The sequence below is a fragment of the Myxococcus sp. SDU36 genome, from assembly GCF_030168875.1.
GTDB lineage: Bacteria > Myxococcota > Myxococcia > Myxococcales > Myxococcaceae > Myxococcus > Myxococcus vastator.
Map to the genome: position 1 here is coordinate 6,820,376 of NZ_CP077414.1, position 15,726 is coordinate 6,836,101.

At 69.0% G+C, this 15,726-nt stretch carries 14 protein-coding genes; 8 read left to right on the top strand and 6 right to left on the bottom strand.

Annotation, left to right across the window (positions count from 1 at the left end; all coding sequences use genetic code 11):
* Positions 1-245: 245 nt before the first annotated feature.
* Positions 246-536, bottom strand: coding sequence for a methyltransferase domain-containing protein (locus tag KGD87_RS27720; RefSeq protein WP_284663888.1), 291 nt, complete (start codon positions 534-536; stop codon positions 246-248).
* A 90-nt stretch (positions 537-626) separates the two neighbouring features.
* Positions 627-1,433 (bottom strand): prolipoprotein diacylglyceryl transferase, encoded by an 807-nt coding sequence (locus tag KGD87_RS27725; protein WP_284663890.1) that lies wholly within the window; start codon positions 1,431-1,433, stop codon positions 627-629.
* A gap of 474 nt (positions 1,434-1,907) precedes the next feature.
* Here KGD87_RS27725 and popC point away from each other — a divergent pair, with 474 nt between their 5' ends.
* The 3 genes from popC to KGD87_RS27740 all read left to right on the top strand — a co-directional run bounded on the left by popC (position 1,908) and on the right by KGD87_RS27740 (position 5,786).
* Complete coding sequence (gene popC / locus KGD87_RS27730; RefSeq protein ID WP_284663891.1) at positions 1,908-3,335, top strand: subtilisin-like protease PopC; 1,428 nt, start codon at positions 1,908-1,910, stop codon at positions 3,333-3,335.
* A 63-nt stretch (positions 3,336-3,398) separates the two neighbouring features.
* Positions 3,399-3,815, top strand: coding sequence for a PopC secretion inhibitor PopD (gene popD, locus KGD87_RS27735; protein ID WP_284663892.1), 417 nt, complete (start codon positions 3,399-3,401; stop codon positions 3,813-3,815).
* 969 nt (positions 3,816-4,784) lie between these two features.
* Complete coding sequence (locus KGD87_RS27740; RefSeq protein WP_284663894.1) at positions 4,785-5,786, top strand: M91 family zinc metallopeptidase; 1,002 nt, start codon at positions 4,785-4,787, stop codon at positions 5,784-5,786.
* Between the two features lie 41 nt (positions 5,787-5,827).
* Here KGD87_RS27740 and KGD87_RS27745 read toward each other — a convergent pair whose 3' ends face one another.
* The gene (locus tag KGD87_RS27745; RefSeq protein WP_284663895.1) at positions 5,828-7,432 is read right to left on the bottom strand and encodes a DUF3466 family protein; all 1,605 of its coding nucleotides are present in this window, start codon (positions 7,430-7,432) and stop codon (positions 5,828-5,830) included.
* Between the two features lie 290 nt (positions 7,433-7,722).
* Here KGD87_RS27745 and KGD87_RS27750 point away from each other — a divergent pair, with 290 nt between their 5' ends.
* On the top strand, positions 7,723-10,119 hold the full coding sequence (locus KGD87_RS27750; protein WP_284663897.1) for a lytic transglycosylase domain-containing protein: 2,397 nt from the start codon (positions 7,723-7,725) through the stop codon (positions 10,117-10,119).
* Positions 10,120-10,182: 63 nt separating this feature from the next.
* On the opposite strand, the gene KGD87_RS27755 is transcribed toward KGD87_RS27750, so the two are convergent.
* From KGD87_RS27755 to KGD87_RS27765, 3 genes are all read right to left on the bottom strand, one after another.
* Positions 10,183-10,929 carry an SDR family oxidoreductase gene (locus tag KGD87_RS27755; protein ID WP_176419089.1) on the bottom strand — a complete coding sequence of 249 codons (747 nt, stop codon included), beginning with the start codon at positions 10,927-10,929 and terminating at the stop codon, positions 10,183-10,185.
* A 171-nt stretch (positions 10,930-11,100) separates the two neighbouring features.
* On the bottom strand, positions 11,101-12,321 hold the full coding sequence (locus KGD87_RS27760; protein ID WP_284663902.1) for an aminotransferase-like domain-containing protein: 1,221 nt from the start codon (positions 12,319-12,321) through the stop codon (positions 11,101-11,103).
* Positions 12,322-12,324: 3 nt separating this feature from the next.
* A complete protein-coding gene (locus KGD87_RS27765) occupies positions 12,325-12,801 on the bottom strand; it encodes an Lrp/AsnC family transcriptional regulator (protein ID WP_284663903.1) in 477 nt (158 codons plus the stop codon).
* 336 nt (positions 12,802-13,137) lie between these two features.
* Between KGD87_RS27765 and KGD87_RS27770 the strand changes: the two genes are divergently transcribed.
* The 4 genes from KGD87_RS27770 (at position 13,138) to KGD87_RS27785 (ending at position 15,656) form a co-directional block, all read left to right on the top strand.
* Positions 13,138-13,596, top strand: coding sequence for a DUF4150 domain-containing protein (locus KGD87_RS27770; RefSeq protein ID WP_284663905.1), 459 nt, complete (start codon positions 13,138-13,140; stop codon positions 13,594-13,596).
* 112 nt (positions 13,597-13,708) lie between these two features.
* Entirely contained in the window at positions 13,709-14,143 is a 435-nt protein-coding gene (locus KGD87_RS27775; protein ID WP_350100063.1) for a DUF6484 domain-containing protein, read from the top strand.
* A gap of 26 nt (positions 14,144-14,169) precedes the next feature.
* Positions 14,170-15,039, top strand: coding sequence for an AHH domain-containing protein (locus KGD87_RS27780; RefSeq protein ID WP_284663908.1), 870 nt, complete (start codon positions 14,170-14,172; stop codon positions 15,037-15,039).
* Positions 15,036-15,656: a hypothetical protein gene (locus KGD87_RS27785; protein WP_284663909.1), complete on the top strand. Its 621-nt coding sequence runs from the start codon at positions 15,036-15,038 to the stop codon at positions 15,654-15,656. Before KGD87_RS27780 ends, KGD87_RS27785 begins: the two co-directional genes overlap by 4 nt.
* The last annotated feature ends 70 nt before the right edge of the window (positions 15,657-15,726 follow it).

The window sequence follows — 15,726 nt, forward strand, 5'->3', positions numbered from 1 at the left end:
CGAGGAGTCTACGGCTACCTCTGACATTGCCTCGCTGGAAGCGACTCGCGGGGTTGGTGCGCACCCGCTTTTCAGAGGGGAGAGTCAGCGGGAACCCGCTCGAAAACGCACCATGGACGGAAGGTTCTCGCGCGGGCGGCAAGCCTGTCGCGGCCGTGCAACATAGCCCCCTGCGTCACCTCTTGGCCCCCGCCTTCTTGGTGTCGCTGGATGCCCGTTGCGCCCGCGCGTGCACGGCTGGCGCGTCAGCCCGCCGGGCGCCGGGCGATGATGAGCTCGCTCACGCCCTGGAGCCGCTGCACGCGGCGCTCGACGTCGAAGCCCGCGCGCCGCTGGGCACGCGCGAGCGCCGCTTCGTCCACGTCGATGGCGGTGACGGCGGTGACGGTGTCCGGGTAGCCGGGCAGCGCCAGGCCGGTGCCGGTGCCCACCTCCAGCACGTGGCCGGACAGGCCGCGCACCAGCTTGCGCCGGGCGGCGGTGAGGCCCAGCCAGCCCAGGGGCGTCATGACCGCGTCGTACGCGAGCGCCTTCATGCGACAGCCTCCTCGTCGGAAATACGCGGGCCCGGATGCCCGCCGCGGATGCGCCGGAGCTCCGGGCCCATGAGACGCCAGGCTGCCGTCCTACCGCGCGCCCACCGTTCCCGTGCTCTTCGGAGACGACGGCGGCGAGGAGGCCGTCCCCGGCTCCCTGCGCCGCAGGACGCCCCAGATGCCGTAGAGCGCCAGCGCGACGCAGCCGTACTGCGCGGGCGTCAGCCCGAAGTAGCGGGCGTCCACGTAGGCCATGTCCGTGGCGCGCAGGTAGTCGAAGAAGAAGCGGCAGACCGCGTACAGCACCGCCAGCAGCGGCAGCAGGCGCCCCTTCAGCTTCCCCGCGTTGCGCAGCGCGTACAGCAGGCCGCTGATGGCGAAGAGCGCCATGGCGTCGTACATGCCCAGGTCGTGCCGAGGGCCACCGGGGAAGGCCACCGCCAGGAAGAAGTCCGTGGGCACGCCCGGGTGGTCATGCACGGCGAAGCAGCCCAGCCGCGCCACCGCCCAGCCCGGCGCCACGCCCAGGGCGAACGCGTCCGCGTAGTCCGAAAAGCGCAGCTTGCGCACCTTGAAGAACACGACGGCGGCGAGAATGCCGCCCAACAGGCCGCCGAACGAGGACAGGCCATCCCAGACCTTCAATATCTGGAACGGGCTCTTGGACAGCTCCTCCGGGTGGTAGAAGAACAGGTGCACCCAGTGGCCCACGACGACGCCCACGCCCACGCCCCAGGGCGCGAAGTCGGCGAGCGGCTCGGGGTTCAGGCCGTCGCGCTCGGCATTGCGGCCAAGCAGGCGCGCGGCCAGCAGGATGCCCACCGCGACGAAGATGCCGAAGGGCTCGATTTTGAGGGGGCCCAGCTCAATCGAGGGGGCGTGCCAGTAGGGAATCACGTCAGGCGGCTCCAGGGGATGCGAACGTCCCACCCTTAATTAATCCGGGCGGAGGGATGTGGGCGAACAAATGTCGGAACGGAGTCTTTCCCGGCCTCGTCTTCTTGGAGGTCGGGTGGAGGACACCGCTCCTGTGTGCCTCCGGGCACCTCGCTCGTACCCAGGAGGGAATCACTCCCACTTCCGGACGTTCGCGCAAGGCCAGTTAGAACCGAATTAATCCATTCGTGCGTGTACTACGGGAAATCCGTGGTTTTTTGTCAGGCCCTTCCTGTCCAATCGAACGGGAACGCAGGGCCTCTTGGATGAAGGGGGGTAGGCATGACGCCGCGAGCAGTCTGTCACGTCGGGCTCGCGGCCCCATTGCCCCTGTCGCACGCGCGAGGCGCCGCACGCGACGGGTGCTGACCTGATGCTGGACGACCTCGCCTCATGCGTCCGGCGTAGCACAGTGGTTCAAGGAGCACACAACCCATGAAGTCCTACCTGTTGGTTCCAAAGGAGTCCATCGAGTCGCAGGCTCGCGTGGGGCCTCGCGGCACGGAGCAGGGCGAGCGCGTGCTGTCGCGCACGACGGCGCTGCGCTTCGCGGTGGCGAACAAGGCGCCGGACACGCTGTTCGCGCTCGGACTGCGGTCGGCCACGCTGCCCGGCCCGCGTCCGCCCGTCAGTGGACAGGAGGAGCGTCGTCGGAAGGGCAAGGGCGCGAAGGCGGCGCGCCTGGGCACGCGCGGCGCGGACGCCTCCACGCCGCCCATGCCGGGCGCGACGGTGGCGGAGCAGACCGGCGCGGAGCCCGGCAGCTACCGGTACATGCCGCTCATCGGTGCCACCATGGCGCACTTCTACGAAGACCACACGGAGAAGGAAGCCCGCAGCGAGCTGGAGCGCGACTTCGAGTTCATCCCCGACGTCGTCCCGTTGTCCTTCCCTGGCCCGGTGTCGGCGGGACAACCGGGACCGCGCAACCGGGGCATGTCCTCGCTGGCCGAGCGCGAGTGGCCCGACGAGTCCGGCGTCCCCCTGGCTCACGCCCAGGGCATCCGCGGCGCCGGCGTCATGCTGGGCATCCTCGACACCGGCGTGGACGCGGACCACCCCGAGCACGCCGCGCGCGTCATCCAGTTCCGCTACGTGTCGCTGTTCCCCAACTCGCCACACAACCCGGCGCGGGACATCCGCGGCTTCGACCCGGATGGCCACGGTACGCACGTGTGCGGCATCGCCGCGGGTGTGCACCACGGCGTCGCCCCGGAGGTGGACCTCTACGTCGCGTCCGTCATCGAATCGGAGACCATCCGCACCAGCCTGGGCCGCGTGGCCGCGGGCATGGAGTGGCTGCTGCACCAGTTCAGCCGCCCGGAGAACTCGACGCGGCCCGCGGTGGTCAACCTGTCGCTCGGCTTCCCGCTGATGCCGCCGCCCGGAATCTCAGAGGCGGACTACAACCTCAACCTGCGCGCGCTGCAGACGATGATTCGTCGCCTGCTCGACAGCAATGTCCTGCCCGTTGTGGCTGCAGGTAACAGTGGACCCGACACGGTTGGTTATCCAGCGGCCTTTCCAGAATCACTGGCTGTCGGCGCGGTCGACTTCGAGCGTAACGTGGCCACATTCTCCGCGAGTGGCACCGTGAGTAGGCGCGTCGTGCCGGACATCATGGGGTATGGCGTGAATGTCTATTCCAGCACGGAGCGTCGTTGCAACAACCAGGCGTTCTACGAGCGAATGAGTGGCACGAGCATGGCAGCGCCCTATGTAGCGGGTATCGCGGCGCTGTACCGCTGCCGTGCCCCTGACTTGACGGCGCTCGAGGTGAGGGATTTGATCCTGTCGAATGCGGTGAAGCTCCCTCGGTCGGGAACCCACAAGACAGGCAAGGGCCTGGCCGTATTCAGGTGACGGTGGTGGTTGAAGCCGGGGTCGGCGCCATGGGAGCGCCGGACCCGGGAGAGGATGAGGGTCATGGGCAGGAAGAATGGCGAGTGGGGGGACGTCCGGGTCGGCGGCGTCCCGAGTCTGTCCGCGCGCGTGCGCCCATTGCCGGGCGCCGCGGGTGCGGACACGCAGCCAGACTGGATTGACGTGACGGTGATGCCCCGCGAGGAACCGGCGGCGGCGTCGCGTGGGCGCGCCGCTCCCCGTCCGCCCGTCCGCTCCCGCGTGGAAGTGCACCAGGCCGGTCTGGCCGAAAGCGCGCGCTTCCACCAGAGCCTCATGCGCTGGCTGGAGGCCCACCATCTCCTGGGCGCGGTGCGCTCGGTGAGCGAGCCGGGCTCCATGCCCATGCTCCACCTGCGCTGCGCGCCGCGGGTGCTGGACCAACTGCGCCGTGCCCCGGAGTTCGAAGCGGGCACGATGATGCCCCTCGACCTCATCTAGCGGTGGGTGCCCCTCGCCTCGCACCCCTGGTCTGGGACTCCCTCCCTGTCTGAAGAGGGCTGCCCGGGTGGCCCTGCCGCCACCTGGAAAAGCGCGTGTCCCCGCCTTTCCTTGAAGATGTGGCCGAGCCTTCGTTTCCGCTACTGAGAACCGACGGCTCCGCCGCTTCTTCCTGAATAGCTTGGAATCTCGCGATTAGCCCGTCATTCCGCCAGTCGCCCGCGAGTCGAAGGGTGACGTTGGCTGGTGGACGGGGCGCAAGCGCGGCGCGTGTGAGGCTGTGCGCGTGGCGACGCGGTGAGCAGTGATTGTCTCCCATTGTCGCCGTGTCCCGCTGTCACCCGTGTCACGCGGTGTGACGTCCATTGCACACGCGCACAGTCTGTTCGTCCCCAGCCTGTCACGGCGCCGCCAGGAAAACCGGGGGCCTGCGTCTGTCCATTGAAAGGCACGAAGGTTGCCTTTCGCGGTCAGTGGACGCGAGCCCCCGGAGTCCCTCCATGCAACTGGCGATGAAGCCCTCACTCAGTGCGTGCAGCCCCTCTCACCTGGAGGTGGCGCGATGACGGCCTGGAAGCCAGGCAGTTCCTGCCGCCGCTGCCGCCGCAGGCGCTCTCCCCGGGTGTCCCTCCCGCCCTCCACCTCCAGCGCTCCGAAGGCCGGCCCCCACGCCAGCATCGCGGCGCGGTGCGTGGCAGGCCGGCGGTGCGGGTGCCTGGCATCGGGCCACCGCAGCGTCCGGCGCCGCGTGGAGCGGATCCGCCGTCAGAGCCACCCGTGGTGGTGACTGGTGACGCCCGTCACCAGGGGGTGAGCGGTGTCACCGGCCTTTCCGCCCGGGAGCCGCCCCCTGCCTCGCGGAACCTCTTGAAATCACGAGCTTTGTTGCCCGGGTTGTGACGCGGCGCGGCAGGCATGGGACATGCTCTGGTGTGGGAGCGTCGCCTTCCTCCCGCTCCCGAGGCTCCCATGAAGCTCCGCTCGAAGCCCTCCTTCTCCAAGCCCTCGTCCTCTTCCTCGCGTCCCCGCTCCAACAGCGCGCCCCCGAAGCTGGACGCGAGCAGGCCGCAGAAGACGGACAAGACGCCGAAGACGGAGACCGCAGCCGGGCCCAACGCCCCGCGCCCGACACCCAGCGAGCTGCAGACGGGCAAGGACAACCTCAAGCGCACGGACTACGGCGTGGTGCACCCGGACCTGCAGGGCATCCGCACGCGCCGTGACAGCGGCCAGTCCGGCGCGGACTTCGCGGACTTCAATTCGGACGTGCGCACCTCCACGCACCGGCTGACGAGCCAGCCCCAGGGCAACCAGTTGATGACGGAGCTCAACGGCCGGACGCAGGCGGTGAACCCCGGGATGACGGGCACCCAGCGGCAGCCCTTGACGGTGGCGGACATCTACTCGGGCCGCAACAGCGCCATGCCGATGTCCCACGTGCCCCGGAACGACGGCACCTACGCCTCGACGCGCCCGGCGTACCGCTACGAAGGCCAGCCTGGCGCGGGCCGGCCCAGCGACATCCGGTACAACGAGCAGGCCACGGGGCCGCGCTTCAACAGCCTGGGCCACGAGTCGGTCCACGCGTGGCGCGCGTCCAACGGCGTGCAGGTCAGCCCGCTGGCGGCCAGCAAGCACAGCAACGCGGACGTCTTCAACCAGCACCCCCAGTACACGAGGCCCATGAAGGAGACGGTCGAGGAGCGGCTGCGCTTGCGGGAGGAGTTCGAGACGATTGGCCTGCGCCCCACGCCGCACACGCCCGCGGGCTGGGCGCCCAGCGAGAACGCGATCCGCGCGGAGCACGGGCTGCCGTCGCGGCAGGACTACTCGGGCATGCGTCCCGACAAGAACGGCATCAATGACACCCTGAGCGTCTTCGACCAGGGCACCGACAACCGCAACTTCTTCCAGAAGCTGCGCGGCGAGCCGTCGCCCATCGGCCGGATTGTCGGCGACCTGGAGAAGTGAGTCCGAGGGGGGCGTCCCCCTCGGGCCCACCGGGGGCGCGCCTACTGACGCACCAGCTTGTAGGCGGTGAGCGTGCCGTTGAAGCGGCCCAGGCCGGTGATGTCCCCGCGGGCGTTGATGTCCTCGGCGCTCAGCAGCGTCCATCCGCTGCCGGCGGGGAGCACGCTGTTGAGGTCGTGAATCTGCTCGCCGAGCCACGCCACGGCCGACGCGGTGCCCAGCGTGGTGTTGCCGTAGTACTGGCCCACGTAGCCCACGACCCAGCCCTCCGCGTTGATACCCTTGGCCTCGCTGTGGATGGCGCCGGGCAGGCCCGGCAGGGTGCCCAGGCTCCGGATGGTGCCGTCGCTCCAGACGAAGGCGTTGTAGATGGGTGAGCCGCCAGACGTGGCGCCCACGACGGCGGAGCCCACCACCGTGCCCGCGTCGTTCACGTCATGGGCCTGGCTGGCGCGCGTGACATCCAGCGCCCCCAGATTCACGCGGGTGCCCTCGCGCGTCCACAGCGTGGCTCGCGTCACGCCCTGGGCGTTCTTGCTGTAGCCCACCACGTCGCCGTGCGCGTTGATGCTCCAGGCGCGGGCCAGCGTGGTGTTCAGGCCGTCCAGTGAGCCCAGGTCCGTCATCGCGCCCGCCTCCCAGCGGAAGGCGCGGCTGGCGGTGCCGGTGGAGGCGCTGCCCACGATGACGCCGCTGTCGTTGATGTCGGTGGCGACGGCGGTGGCGCCGCCCAGCGTGCCCAGGTCCGTCAGCACGCCGGCCTCCCAGCGGAAGGCGCGGGGCGCGTCGTTGTCACTCTCGCCCACCACCACGCCGCTGGCGTTGATGCCGTAGGCGCGGCTGAAGGCGTTGCTGCCGGGCAGGGTGCCCAGCTCGGTGAGCGTGTCGTCACTCCAATGGTAGGCGATGAGCGGCGGCGGCGTGCCACCCACCACGGCCGAGCGCACGTTGCCCACCACCTGCCCGGCGTCATTCAGCGCCTGGGCATAGCTGCCGGTGCCGGAGGGGTAGCCGATGGGCACCAGCGTGTACGCCGGCAACTGCGGGGTGACGGGCTCCTCTTCCGGGACGCAGGTGCCGTCCTGCTCGACGTAGCCCGCGTCGCAGTGGCAGTGGTCGCCATGGGCGTGGCCGTGCTCGCCGCAGTCGGGCGCGGGCTCCTCTTCCGGGACGCAGGTGCCATCCTGCTCGACGTAGCCCGCGTCACAGTGGCAGTGGTCGCCATGGGCGTGGCCGTGCTCGCCGCAGTCGGGCGCGGGCTCCTCTTCCGCGACACAGGTGCCGTCCTGCTCGACGTAGCCCGCGTCACAGTGGCAGTGGTCGCCGTGGGCGTGGCCATGCTCGCCGCAGTCGGGCGCGGGCTCCTCGGCCGGGACGCAGGTGCCGTTCTGCTCGGTGTAGCCCGCGTCACAGTGGCAGTGGTCGTCGTGCAGGTGCCCGTGGCCGCCGCACTCGACGACGGGCTCCTCGGCGGGGACGCAGGTGAGGCCGTCCGCCTCATAGCCTTCGTCACAGTGGCAGTGGTCACCGTGCAGGTGCCCGTAGCCACCGCACTCGACGGGTTCGGGGTCGTCGGAGGAACCGCAGCCCCCCAGGAGGATGGCCGTCGCGGCCAGGAGGGCCAGATGAAGAGTTCGTAGGTGCATCACTTGTCCCGGCACTGGGTGGAGAACCGCGTGGGCGGGTGTCGCCTCGCGCGGCCCCGACATATGTCACGGCGGACCCATATGTGCAATCGTGTTGCATTAGTTCTCTAGGGGCGAAAATGGCCTGGGCGCGGAGTGCGCCCGTTGGATTTCGAGCACTGTCCCTGGCGCACACACCGGCGCTGTATCCGCTGGCTGACGCGCGCGCGCGGGTGTGCCCGGAGGGTGGCTCCCCAATGCGTGCCGCGTGACGATGCATTGCCGCCCCGGGTTCAAGAAAGAGGGCGGTCATGGTGGGACTTCGAGCAGGTGCCGTGGTGTTTCTCGCGTGCGCGGGCATGCTGGGCGCCACGCCTTCCCGTGCGCAGGCGCCGCTGGAGGAAGCGCCCGGGGACGTGCTCTCCGAGGACCAGCTGGAGGCGCTGCTCGACTCGCCCGTGGCGCAGCCCTCGGATGGGGAGCTGGCCACCCAGGCCTTCGGTCCGGGGCAGCTCGCGCCGTACTTCGCGGAGGGCTCGCTGGCGAAGGCGCATGCCGAGTTCCGGCGTCGTCGCTACGCACGCGCGAGGGCGCTGCTCGCCCAGGAGGCCGCCACGCCGCAGGTCCGCTTCCTCATGGCGCAGAGCGCGCTGCTGGCGCGCAACCACGCGGTGGCGGCCGACGAGTTCGCCGCGCTGGCGGATGACTACGGCGCGCTGCGCGACCACAGCCTGCTGCGGGCCGCCCAGGCCAACGAGCGGCTGCGCAAGCTGGACACGGCCGCGGTGCAGTACCGCGACGTGAGCCCGGGCTCGCCGCTGTACCCGGAGGCGCGCTTCAGCCTGTCGCGGGTGCTCCAGCGGAGGAGGGACATCCCGGGCGCGTTGACGGCGCTCCAGGAGTTCATCGACAGCCGCCAGTCCCGAGGGCCGGACGCGCTCCGGATGAAGGCGCTGCTGACCATCTGCGACCTGGCGCGCGCGCAAGGGCAGTACAACGCTGAGCACCGCGCGCTGCTGGAGGTGTGGGCCACCAGCCCGCTGTCGCGCGAGGCGAGGCGCGCCGAGCAGCGGCTGAAGGGCCTGCCCCTGCCGCTCAAGTGGCGGGTGCGCCGCGCCGAGGCGCTGGTGGAGTTGCACCGAAACCACGCTGGCATGGCGCTGCTGAACAAGGTGCTGCCGCACCTGGAGTTGCCCGACGAGCTGGCCTGCCGCGCGCACCTCACGTACGGCCGGGCGCTGCGCAAGGAGCGCAAGCATCGCCGGGCCATCGACATGCTGGAGCCCATGGTGGAGGGCTGCACGGCGTCCGAGCAGCGGCCCCAGGCGCTCTACATCCTGGGCTACTCCCAGTCGGTGGTGGACCCGAAGGCGGCCATCACCACCTACGCCACGCTCGCCCGGGACTACCCGGAGCATGGCTACGCGGATGACGCGCTCTTCTTCGAGGCGTGGCTGCTCCAGCGCACGGGCGACGTGGACACGGCCCTGGCGCGCTACGAAGAGGCCGCGCGGCGCTACCCGGCGGGGAACTTCGCCTCGGAGTCGCTCTTCCGCGCCTTCTGGCTGCATTCCCGCAAGGCCAACGCCCCAGCGGCCCTGGCCGCGCTGACGGCGGTGGAGAACCTGCCCGAGGCGGCGCGCACGGACGAGGCGCTGTGGCGCTCACGGTACTGGCGCGCGCGCATGCAGGAGTCCGGCGTCTCCGCGGACGCGGCGCTCGACGCCTACGCGCACATCGCCGCCGAGCGCCCCGCGGCCTGGTACGGGATGCTGGCGCGCTCACGGCTCGCGCTGCTCTCACCGGAGCGCCTGGCGCGGCTCTACCCCAAGCCCGTGCCTCCCGAGTCCCTGGAGGGCACTGGCGGCTCCGGCCGCGGTGACGCCCCGACGGACGAGGCCATGGCGGAGGTGGGCGAGTCCGAGGAAATCTGGCCCCTGCCGCCCGGCGCGCTGGCGAAGGACGCGCGCTTCAACGCGGGCGTGGAGCTGATGCGCCTGGGCCTGCCCGGCGCGGTGGAGGAGTTCCTCGCCGTGGATGCGCGCGCGCTGCCCGAGGCCCCGGCGCGGCTGCTGTACCAGACGCTGAAGCGCACCGGTCGCAGCCGGGCCGCGCGGCAGGTGGCGCGCACCTCACTGAAGCAGGAGGTCCACGGCCCATTGAGCGCCGCGTCCCGCCCCATCTGGGAGGCCACCTGGCCGCTGGCGTACCGCACGTCCATTGCCCGCTACGCGCGGGCCCACCGCGTGGACCCGGACCTGCTCCAGGGCCTCATCCGCGAGGAGAGCCGCTTCAACGCTCGCGCGCGTTCAGCCACGGGCGCGCTGGGCCTGGCGCAGTTGATGCCGGCCACGGCGCGGCAGGTGGCGGACTCGCTGGACATGCCGATGCCGGGCGAGTCCGCGCTGCTCCAGCCCCACACGAACATCCGCCTGGGCGCGGCGTACCTGGGACAGCTGCTCAAGCACTTCGGCGGCAACGTGGCCTACGCGGTGGCGGCCTACAACGCCGGACCCCGGGCGGTGGAGCGCTGGCGGCACGCGCTGCCCGAAGCGGAGCTCGACGAGTGGGTGGAGCACATCGGCTTCGAGGAGACGCGCGGGTACGTGAAGAAGGTGCTGGGCAGCTACAGCGCCTACAAGCTGCTCTACGCGGACGAGCCCGCGCTGCTGCGGGACTTGCGCCTCAGCGACGCCAGCCGGCGGTGAGGCGCAAGTCCCAGCGGACCTCCAGGCGGCACGGCGCCGCGCCGCCCGGAGGAGGGGCCTCACTCAGAAGTTGAGGCCGCCGTCCACGTCGATGGTGCGGCCGTTGAAGTAGTCGCACTCCAGGATGAACTTCACGGCGAGCCAGATGTCCTCGGGCAGGCCGATGCGGCCCACGGGGATGTTGGAGACCAGCGCGTCGCGGGCCTTCTGGTTCATGCCCTGCGTCATCGGCGTCTCAATCATGCCCGGGGCCACCGCGCCCACGCGCACGCCGAAGGGGCTGAACTCGCGCGACCAGGTGACGGTGTTGGCCGCCAGCGCCGCCTTCGCGGACACGTAGTTGGACTGGCCGCGGTTGCCGTGGCGGGCAATGGACGACATGTTGACGACGACGCCGCCCTTCTGGCCGGACTCGGCCACCTTCGCCACCACCTCGCGCACCATCAGCGTGGCGCCCGTGAGGTTGACGCCGATGACGGCGTTCCAGTCGGCGGTGGCCAGCTTCTTCACCTCGCCGGTGGTCCGGTCCTTCTTCACCAGCAGCGCGTCCCGCAGGATGCCCGCGTTGTTGATGAGGCCGTTGAGGCCGCCCATGGCGCCCTGCGCCCAGCTCACGAAGGAGACAATGTCCTCCTCGGAGGACACGTCCAGCTTGCGGCGGTGGATGCCGGCGGGCAGCGAAGCGAGGCGCTCCTCGGCCACGTCACCCACGGCCACCTGGGCGCCCGCCTCGTGCAGGCGCTGCGCGAAGTGAGCGCCCATGCCCTGGGCGCCGCCCGTGACGATGATTTTCAGGTCCTTGAGCTGCATGTGTCTCTCTCCGGCAGGTGGGGTGGTACGAAATGCCGCGCAGGGTACGAAACCCCGACCGCCCTGGCCAGCGCCGGAAGATTTGAAACCTGAATCAAGCTTCAACTTCGCTGAAACGAAGAGCGCCGCGCCGTTTCCGACGCGGCGCGGCAAGGGCCCTCCGTCAGCGGCTCAACCCAGCTCGGCGGCAATCACGGCGCCCAGGCGGCGCATGCCCTCGGCAATCAGCTCCGGCGGGCGGTTGGAGTAGTTGAGGCGCATGAACTCCGGGCGCGGGGTGTTGGCGAAGAAGGGCGCGCCCGGCACGAAGGCCACCTTCTGCGCCACCGCCTTGGGCAGCAGCGCCTGGGCGTCCAGCCCGCCGGGCAGCTCCACCCAGAGGAACATGCCGCCTTCGGGGTGCGTCCACCGGGTGCCGGCGGGCATGTGGGCCTGGAGGGCGTCCAGCATGGCCTGGGCGCGCTCGCCGTAGACGGGGCGCAGGGACTCCAGGTGGGCCGCGTAGTCGAAGCGCGCCAGCAGCTTCACCACCGCGCGCTGGGCCAGCGTGGCGGTGTGCAGGTCGGTGGACTGCTTGGCGACGGCCAGGCTGCGCACGAAGTCGCGCGGGCCCACCGCCCAGCCCAGGCGCAGGCCCGGGGCCAGCGTCTTGGAGAAGGTGCCCAGCGACACGACGACGCCCTCGTCGTCGAAGGCGGCCAGGGACGGCAGGTGCTCGCCGCGGAAGCGCAGCTCGCCGTAGGGGTCGTCCTCCAGGATGAGGAAGCGGTGCTGCTGGGCCAGGCGGACCAGCTCGCGCCGCCGCTCCAGGGACAGGGTGGTGCCCTTGGGGTTCTGGAAGTTGGCAACCACGTACACCAGCTTGGGCTTGTGCGTGGCCAGCAGGCGCTCCAGGTCATCGGTGCGCATGCCCTGGTCGTCGCTGCCGACGGTGGCGAAGCGCGCCTCGTAGGCGCCGAACGTCTGCAGCGCCGCCAGGTAGCTGGGGTTCTCCACGATGACGAGGTCGCCGGGGTCCAGCATCACCTTGGCCACCAGGTCGATGCCCTGCTGCGAGCCGTTGGTGATGAGCACCTGGTCCGCGTTGGACTGGCGGCCGCGCTTCTGGAGGTGGCCGCAGATCCACTCACGCAGCGGGCCGAAGCCCTCGGTGGTGCTGTACTGGAGCGCGGCGCGGCCTTCGGTGGCCAGGGCCTCGGCGTGAGCCTCGGCGATGGCCTCCAGCGGGAAGAGCTCCGGGGCCGGCAGGCCTCCCGCGAAGGAGAGGATGTCGGGCTGCTCGGCGACCTTCAGGATTTCGCGCACCGCGGACGTCTTGATGCGGGACATCCGTTGGGCCAGCCGCCATACGGGCGGCGGGGGGAGGGGGGCGCTCATCGCGTCAGCGCTCATGCATCACGCTCCTTTTGGGTTCTCTGGAGGCACCTGCACATGCGTGTCCTCCTTCATGGACGTCAGGACGATGGTGGTCTGCGTGCGGGTGACGCCCGCGATGGTGCGCAGCGTTCCCACCAGCAACGAGTCCAGCGACCGGGTGTTCGCCGTCTTGACCTTGAGCAGGTACGAGTCCTGGCCCGCCACGCGGTGGCACTCCAGGACATCCGGCAGCGACAGCACCTTTTGCAGGAACTCGTCGAAGTACTTCGGGTGCTCGATGCTCACGCCGATGAAGGCCGTGATGTCCTTGCCGAGCTTCGCCGCGTCCACGCGGGCCGAGTAGCCCGTGATGACGCCGCGCTCCTCCAGCTTGCGGATCCGCTCCGCCACCGCCGGCTGGGACAGCTTCACCGCGCGCGACAGCTCCAGCTGCGTGGCGCGGCCGTCGCGCTGCAACATGTCGATGATGCGGTGGTCGAGCTCGTCCAGGAACATGGGGGCGTTTGCCTTGATTTTATAGGTACATTGGTCGGGCGGCAGATAATTTAAATTTGAAGCTCCAAGGATGCAAGTCCGGAGGCGGTGTCCGTTCGCGTCGGAAGCTGTGCCGGAGTTACCGGTGGGAAGGTGTGCTTGTCCGCCGGGCGAGGCCTCGGCTGGAGAGCGGCGGGAAGCTGGGGCGAGCCAGGCGCGGTGGCACCTGCCCCGGGGTTCGTTGACACCGCGTGTCGTGTGCGGGCGAGCGGTGGTCGAGCACTGGACTGTTCGTGGCACGGCGCGTGGCGGCGGCTGACCTCCCTGCCTGAAGCTCATCAAAGCCTGGGGGCGGACATGGCGAATACCGTGGGTGTGAACAAGCTGTCGGTCATCACCAAGGACAGTAACGGTGTCACCGTCGCTTTCCCTGACGTGTGCAAGACACCGACTCCGGCCGGGCCTGTCCCCATTCCCTATCCCAACATCGCGAAGTCCTCGGATACGGCGAAGGGGACGAAGAAGGTGTCTGTGGAAGGCAACCCGGTTTGCGTGAAGGACTCGAACTTCAGCTCCAGTACGGGTGACGAGGCCGGTAGCGCCGGAGGCGTGGTCTCCGGCAAGACGAAGGGCAAGGCCGAGTTCGTCAACTACTCCTTCGACGTGCTGTTCGAGGGGAAGAACGTGGCGCGCGCCATGGACCTGATGCTCCACAACGACAAGAACACCCCGCCCTTTCCCGTCATGCAGCCCCCGGTGATTGCCGTGGGAGGGAGCTCCGAAATCGTGTGTGACGAGTGTGGCAAGCCGCGGTAGCGCCAGGCGGCTACCCGAGGGACCCCGCATGGACACCTCAAGCCCTGGTCACAAGCGCAGTGCCCCGTCCGAGTCGCTGGCGGAACGGATTCTGGGTCCCCAGGTGGGATGGGTGACAGGTACCAGCAGTGCCGGCGGGGCGCTCGTGGACTATCCCGGCAACCCGCACGGGCCCCTTCCCGCACGCAGCGCGATACCGCTGGACCGCGAAGCCCTGACCCGTGCGGCCCAGTTGCGGCAGGGCGCCATCCTCCTCTTCGAGAATGGCGATCCAGGCCTGCCCCTCTTGATGGGGCTCATCCATGCGCCCAGCGAGACGCCTTTGCTGGATGCCGCGCTTGAACCTCCCCTTGATGAGGCGCCCATGGAAGCCCAGGTCGACGGGCAGCGGGTGGTCATCGAGGGACGCGATGAGGTCGTCCTGCGCTGTGGCAAGGCCAGCCTGACCCTGCGCCGCAATGGGCAGGTGCTCCTGCGCGGCATCAACATCCGGACCGAGGCGGACGAAGTGCAAAGAATCAAGGGTGGCAAGGTCCAAATCAACTGACGGCACACCAGACCCAGGAGTTCGTCATGTCGAAAGAACAGCACAACTGGGACGACAAGAACCTCACCGTCAAGCACAAGGTGGTCAGGAACTCGACGGAAGGTGGTGCGTGTCTCAACCGGCACGACGGAAGCCGCGAGCAGAATGGCAAGGGCGTGCTGAAGGCCGTCTCCTGCAACCATCGCTGGCAAGCCTTCAAGAAAGCGCTGGAGACGAAGGCGACCTACAACTGGCCCGCCTATGAAGCCCTGAGCAAGCAGAAGACGTTCGCGATGGTGGTGCGCGCCCGCAGCGGCACCCGGCGGGTCCAGGCTCCCAACGGGGAGAACAAGGCCTGGGACGTCACGGCAGAGGGGCACAACTTCCGAACCAGCTGCAACGTGCCCTTCTGGCACGAGGCGCACCACCTCGTGCCCAACAACGTGCTCAAGTCCTGCATCGCCAAGGTGGGTGAGGGTCAGCCCTTGCAAATGGTGTATGTGAAGAAGGTTCGCAGCGGGTTGCTCAGGGAGAAATACAATCTCAATCACAAGGTCAACATGATCTTGTTGCCGATGGATGAGAAGGTCGCGCGGGCCTTGCAGTTGCCCCGGCACCGGCTCACCGCGGAGCACCGTTCGCACCGGGCCTACCGCAACCACGTGCGCGACAAATTGAAGTGGTACCTGGTGCCCGTTCGTGCGGCCGTGCAGAAGCACGAGGGTCCGCCCGCCGACTACAAGGCCTGCAAGTTGGAGATCGAGGCGCTTTCCAGCTTGCTGTATGACAAGATTATTGCTGCGGGAAAGCTGATGGCAGCGGGGACAATGAAGGGCGATGCGCTGGATGAAATCCCGGCCAGCCACTTCAACAAGACTCCCACCAAGTCGAATCTAAAGGGTCTCTTCAAGTCATGAGCGATCATGCTGCGACCGCGGGAAATCTCCGGTTCTTCATGCTGGACAACATGGGCGACCAGGACGACCCGGACCTCTGCATGCTGGGCAACTTCATCAAGGGCATCGGGATGGACTCGTGGCGCGTGGCCTTGGGCGAGCCCGTGGGTGCCATCCTGCCCAGGGATGCCCGCCTCTACATGGACAAGGAGAACCTCGGCATCCAGTTGTCCTCGCTGCTCGGTAACACGCAGCAGATGCTCATCGTCCATAAGGACGTGAAAGACATCATCCAGAAGCACTGCGGTGACGAGAAGGTGGAGTACCTGTCTTTCACGTTGTACGACCACCGCAAGCGCGTCTACAGCCGGGACTACTTCATCATCAACCCGCTGGGGACCTTTGATTGTCTGGATATGGACGCGAGCGATGTCCAGCGAGGGACGGAGAACCCGGAGCGTATCGTCGATGTGCACGTGCCTGTGCTCGACCGGAAGAAGATGAAGAACGCTCCGCCGCTATTCCGCATCGACAAGGACTCCAAGTCCTATGTGCTGAGCTTCGAGCTGGCGAAGGAGCTCAGCGAAGGTGACTTCAGCAATCTCCTCGTGTCGGAGCTGAAGTTCAGCGACGCGTGACGAAGCCCATGCACACTCCGCCCGGCCCCCCACGCGAAGGTCTCGCCAGAAGTCAGCGCCCTGGACGCAT

Bases quoted from the DNA above. Each gene is read 5' to 3' on its own strand.
- KGD87_RS27720 (WP_284663888.1), bottom strand. From the start codon at position 536: ATGAAGGCGCTCGCGTACGACGCGGTCATGACGCCCCTGGGCTGGCTG.
- popC (WP_284663891.1), top strand. From the start codon at position 1,908: ATGAAGTCCTACCTGTTGGTTCCAAAGGAGTCCATCGAGTCGCAGGCT.
- popD (WP_284663892.1), top strand. From the start codon at position 3,399: ATGGGCAGGAAGAATGGCGAGTGGGGGGACGTCCGGGTCGGCGGCGTC.
- KGD87_RS27740 (WP_284663894.1), top strand. From the start codon at position 4,785: ATGAAGCTCCGCTCGAAGCCCTCCTTCTCCAAGCCCTCGTCCTCTTCC.
- KGD87_RS27745 (WP_284663895.1), bottom strand. From the start codon at position 7,432: ATGCACCTACGAACTCTTCATCTGGCCCTCCTGGCCGCGACGGCCATC.
- KGD87_RS27750 (WP_284663897.1), top strand. From the start codon at position 7,723: ATGGTGGGACTTCGAGCAGGTGCCGTGGTGTTTCTCGCGTGCGCGGGC.
- KGD87_RS27755 (WP_176419089.1), bottom strand. From the start codon at position 10,929: ATGCAGCTCAAGGACCTGAAAATCATCGTCACGGGCGGCGCCCAGGGC.
- KGD87_RS27760 (WP_284663902.1), bottom strand. From the start codon at position 12,321: ATGAGCGCTGACGCGATGAGCGCCCCCCTCCCCCCGCCGCCCGTATGG.
- KGD87_RS27765 (WP_284663903.1), bottom strand. From the start codon at position 12,801: ATGTTCCTGGACGAGCTCGACCACCGCATCATCGACATGTTGCAGCGC.
- KGD87_RS27770 (WP_284663905.1), top strand. From the start codon at position 13,138: ATGGCGAATACCGTGGGTGTGAACAAGCTGTCGGTCATCACCAAGGAC.
- KGD87_RS27780 (WP_284663908.1), top strand. From the start codon at position 14,170: ATGTCGAAAGAACAGCACAACTGGGACGACAAGAACCTCACCGTCAAG.
- KGD87_RS27785 (WP_284663909.1), top strand. From the start codon at position 15,036: ATGAGCGATCATGCTGCGACCGCGGGAAATCTCCGGTTCTTCATGCTG.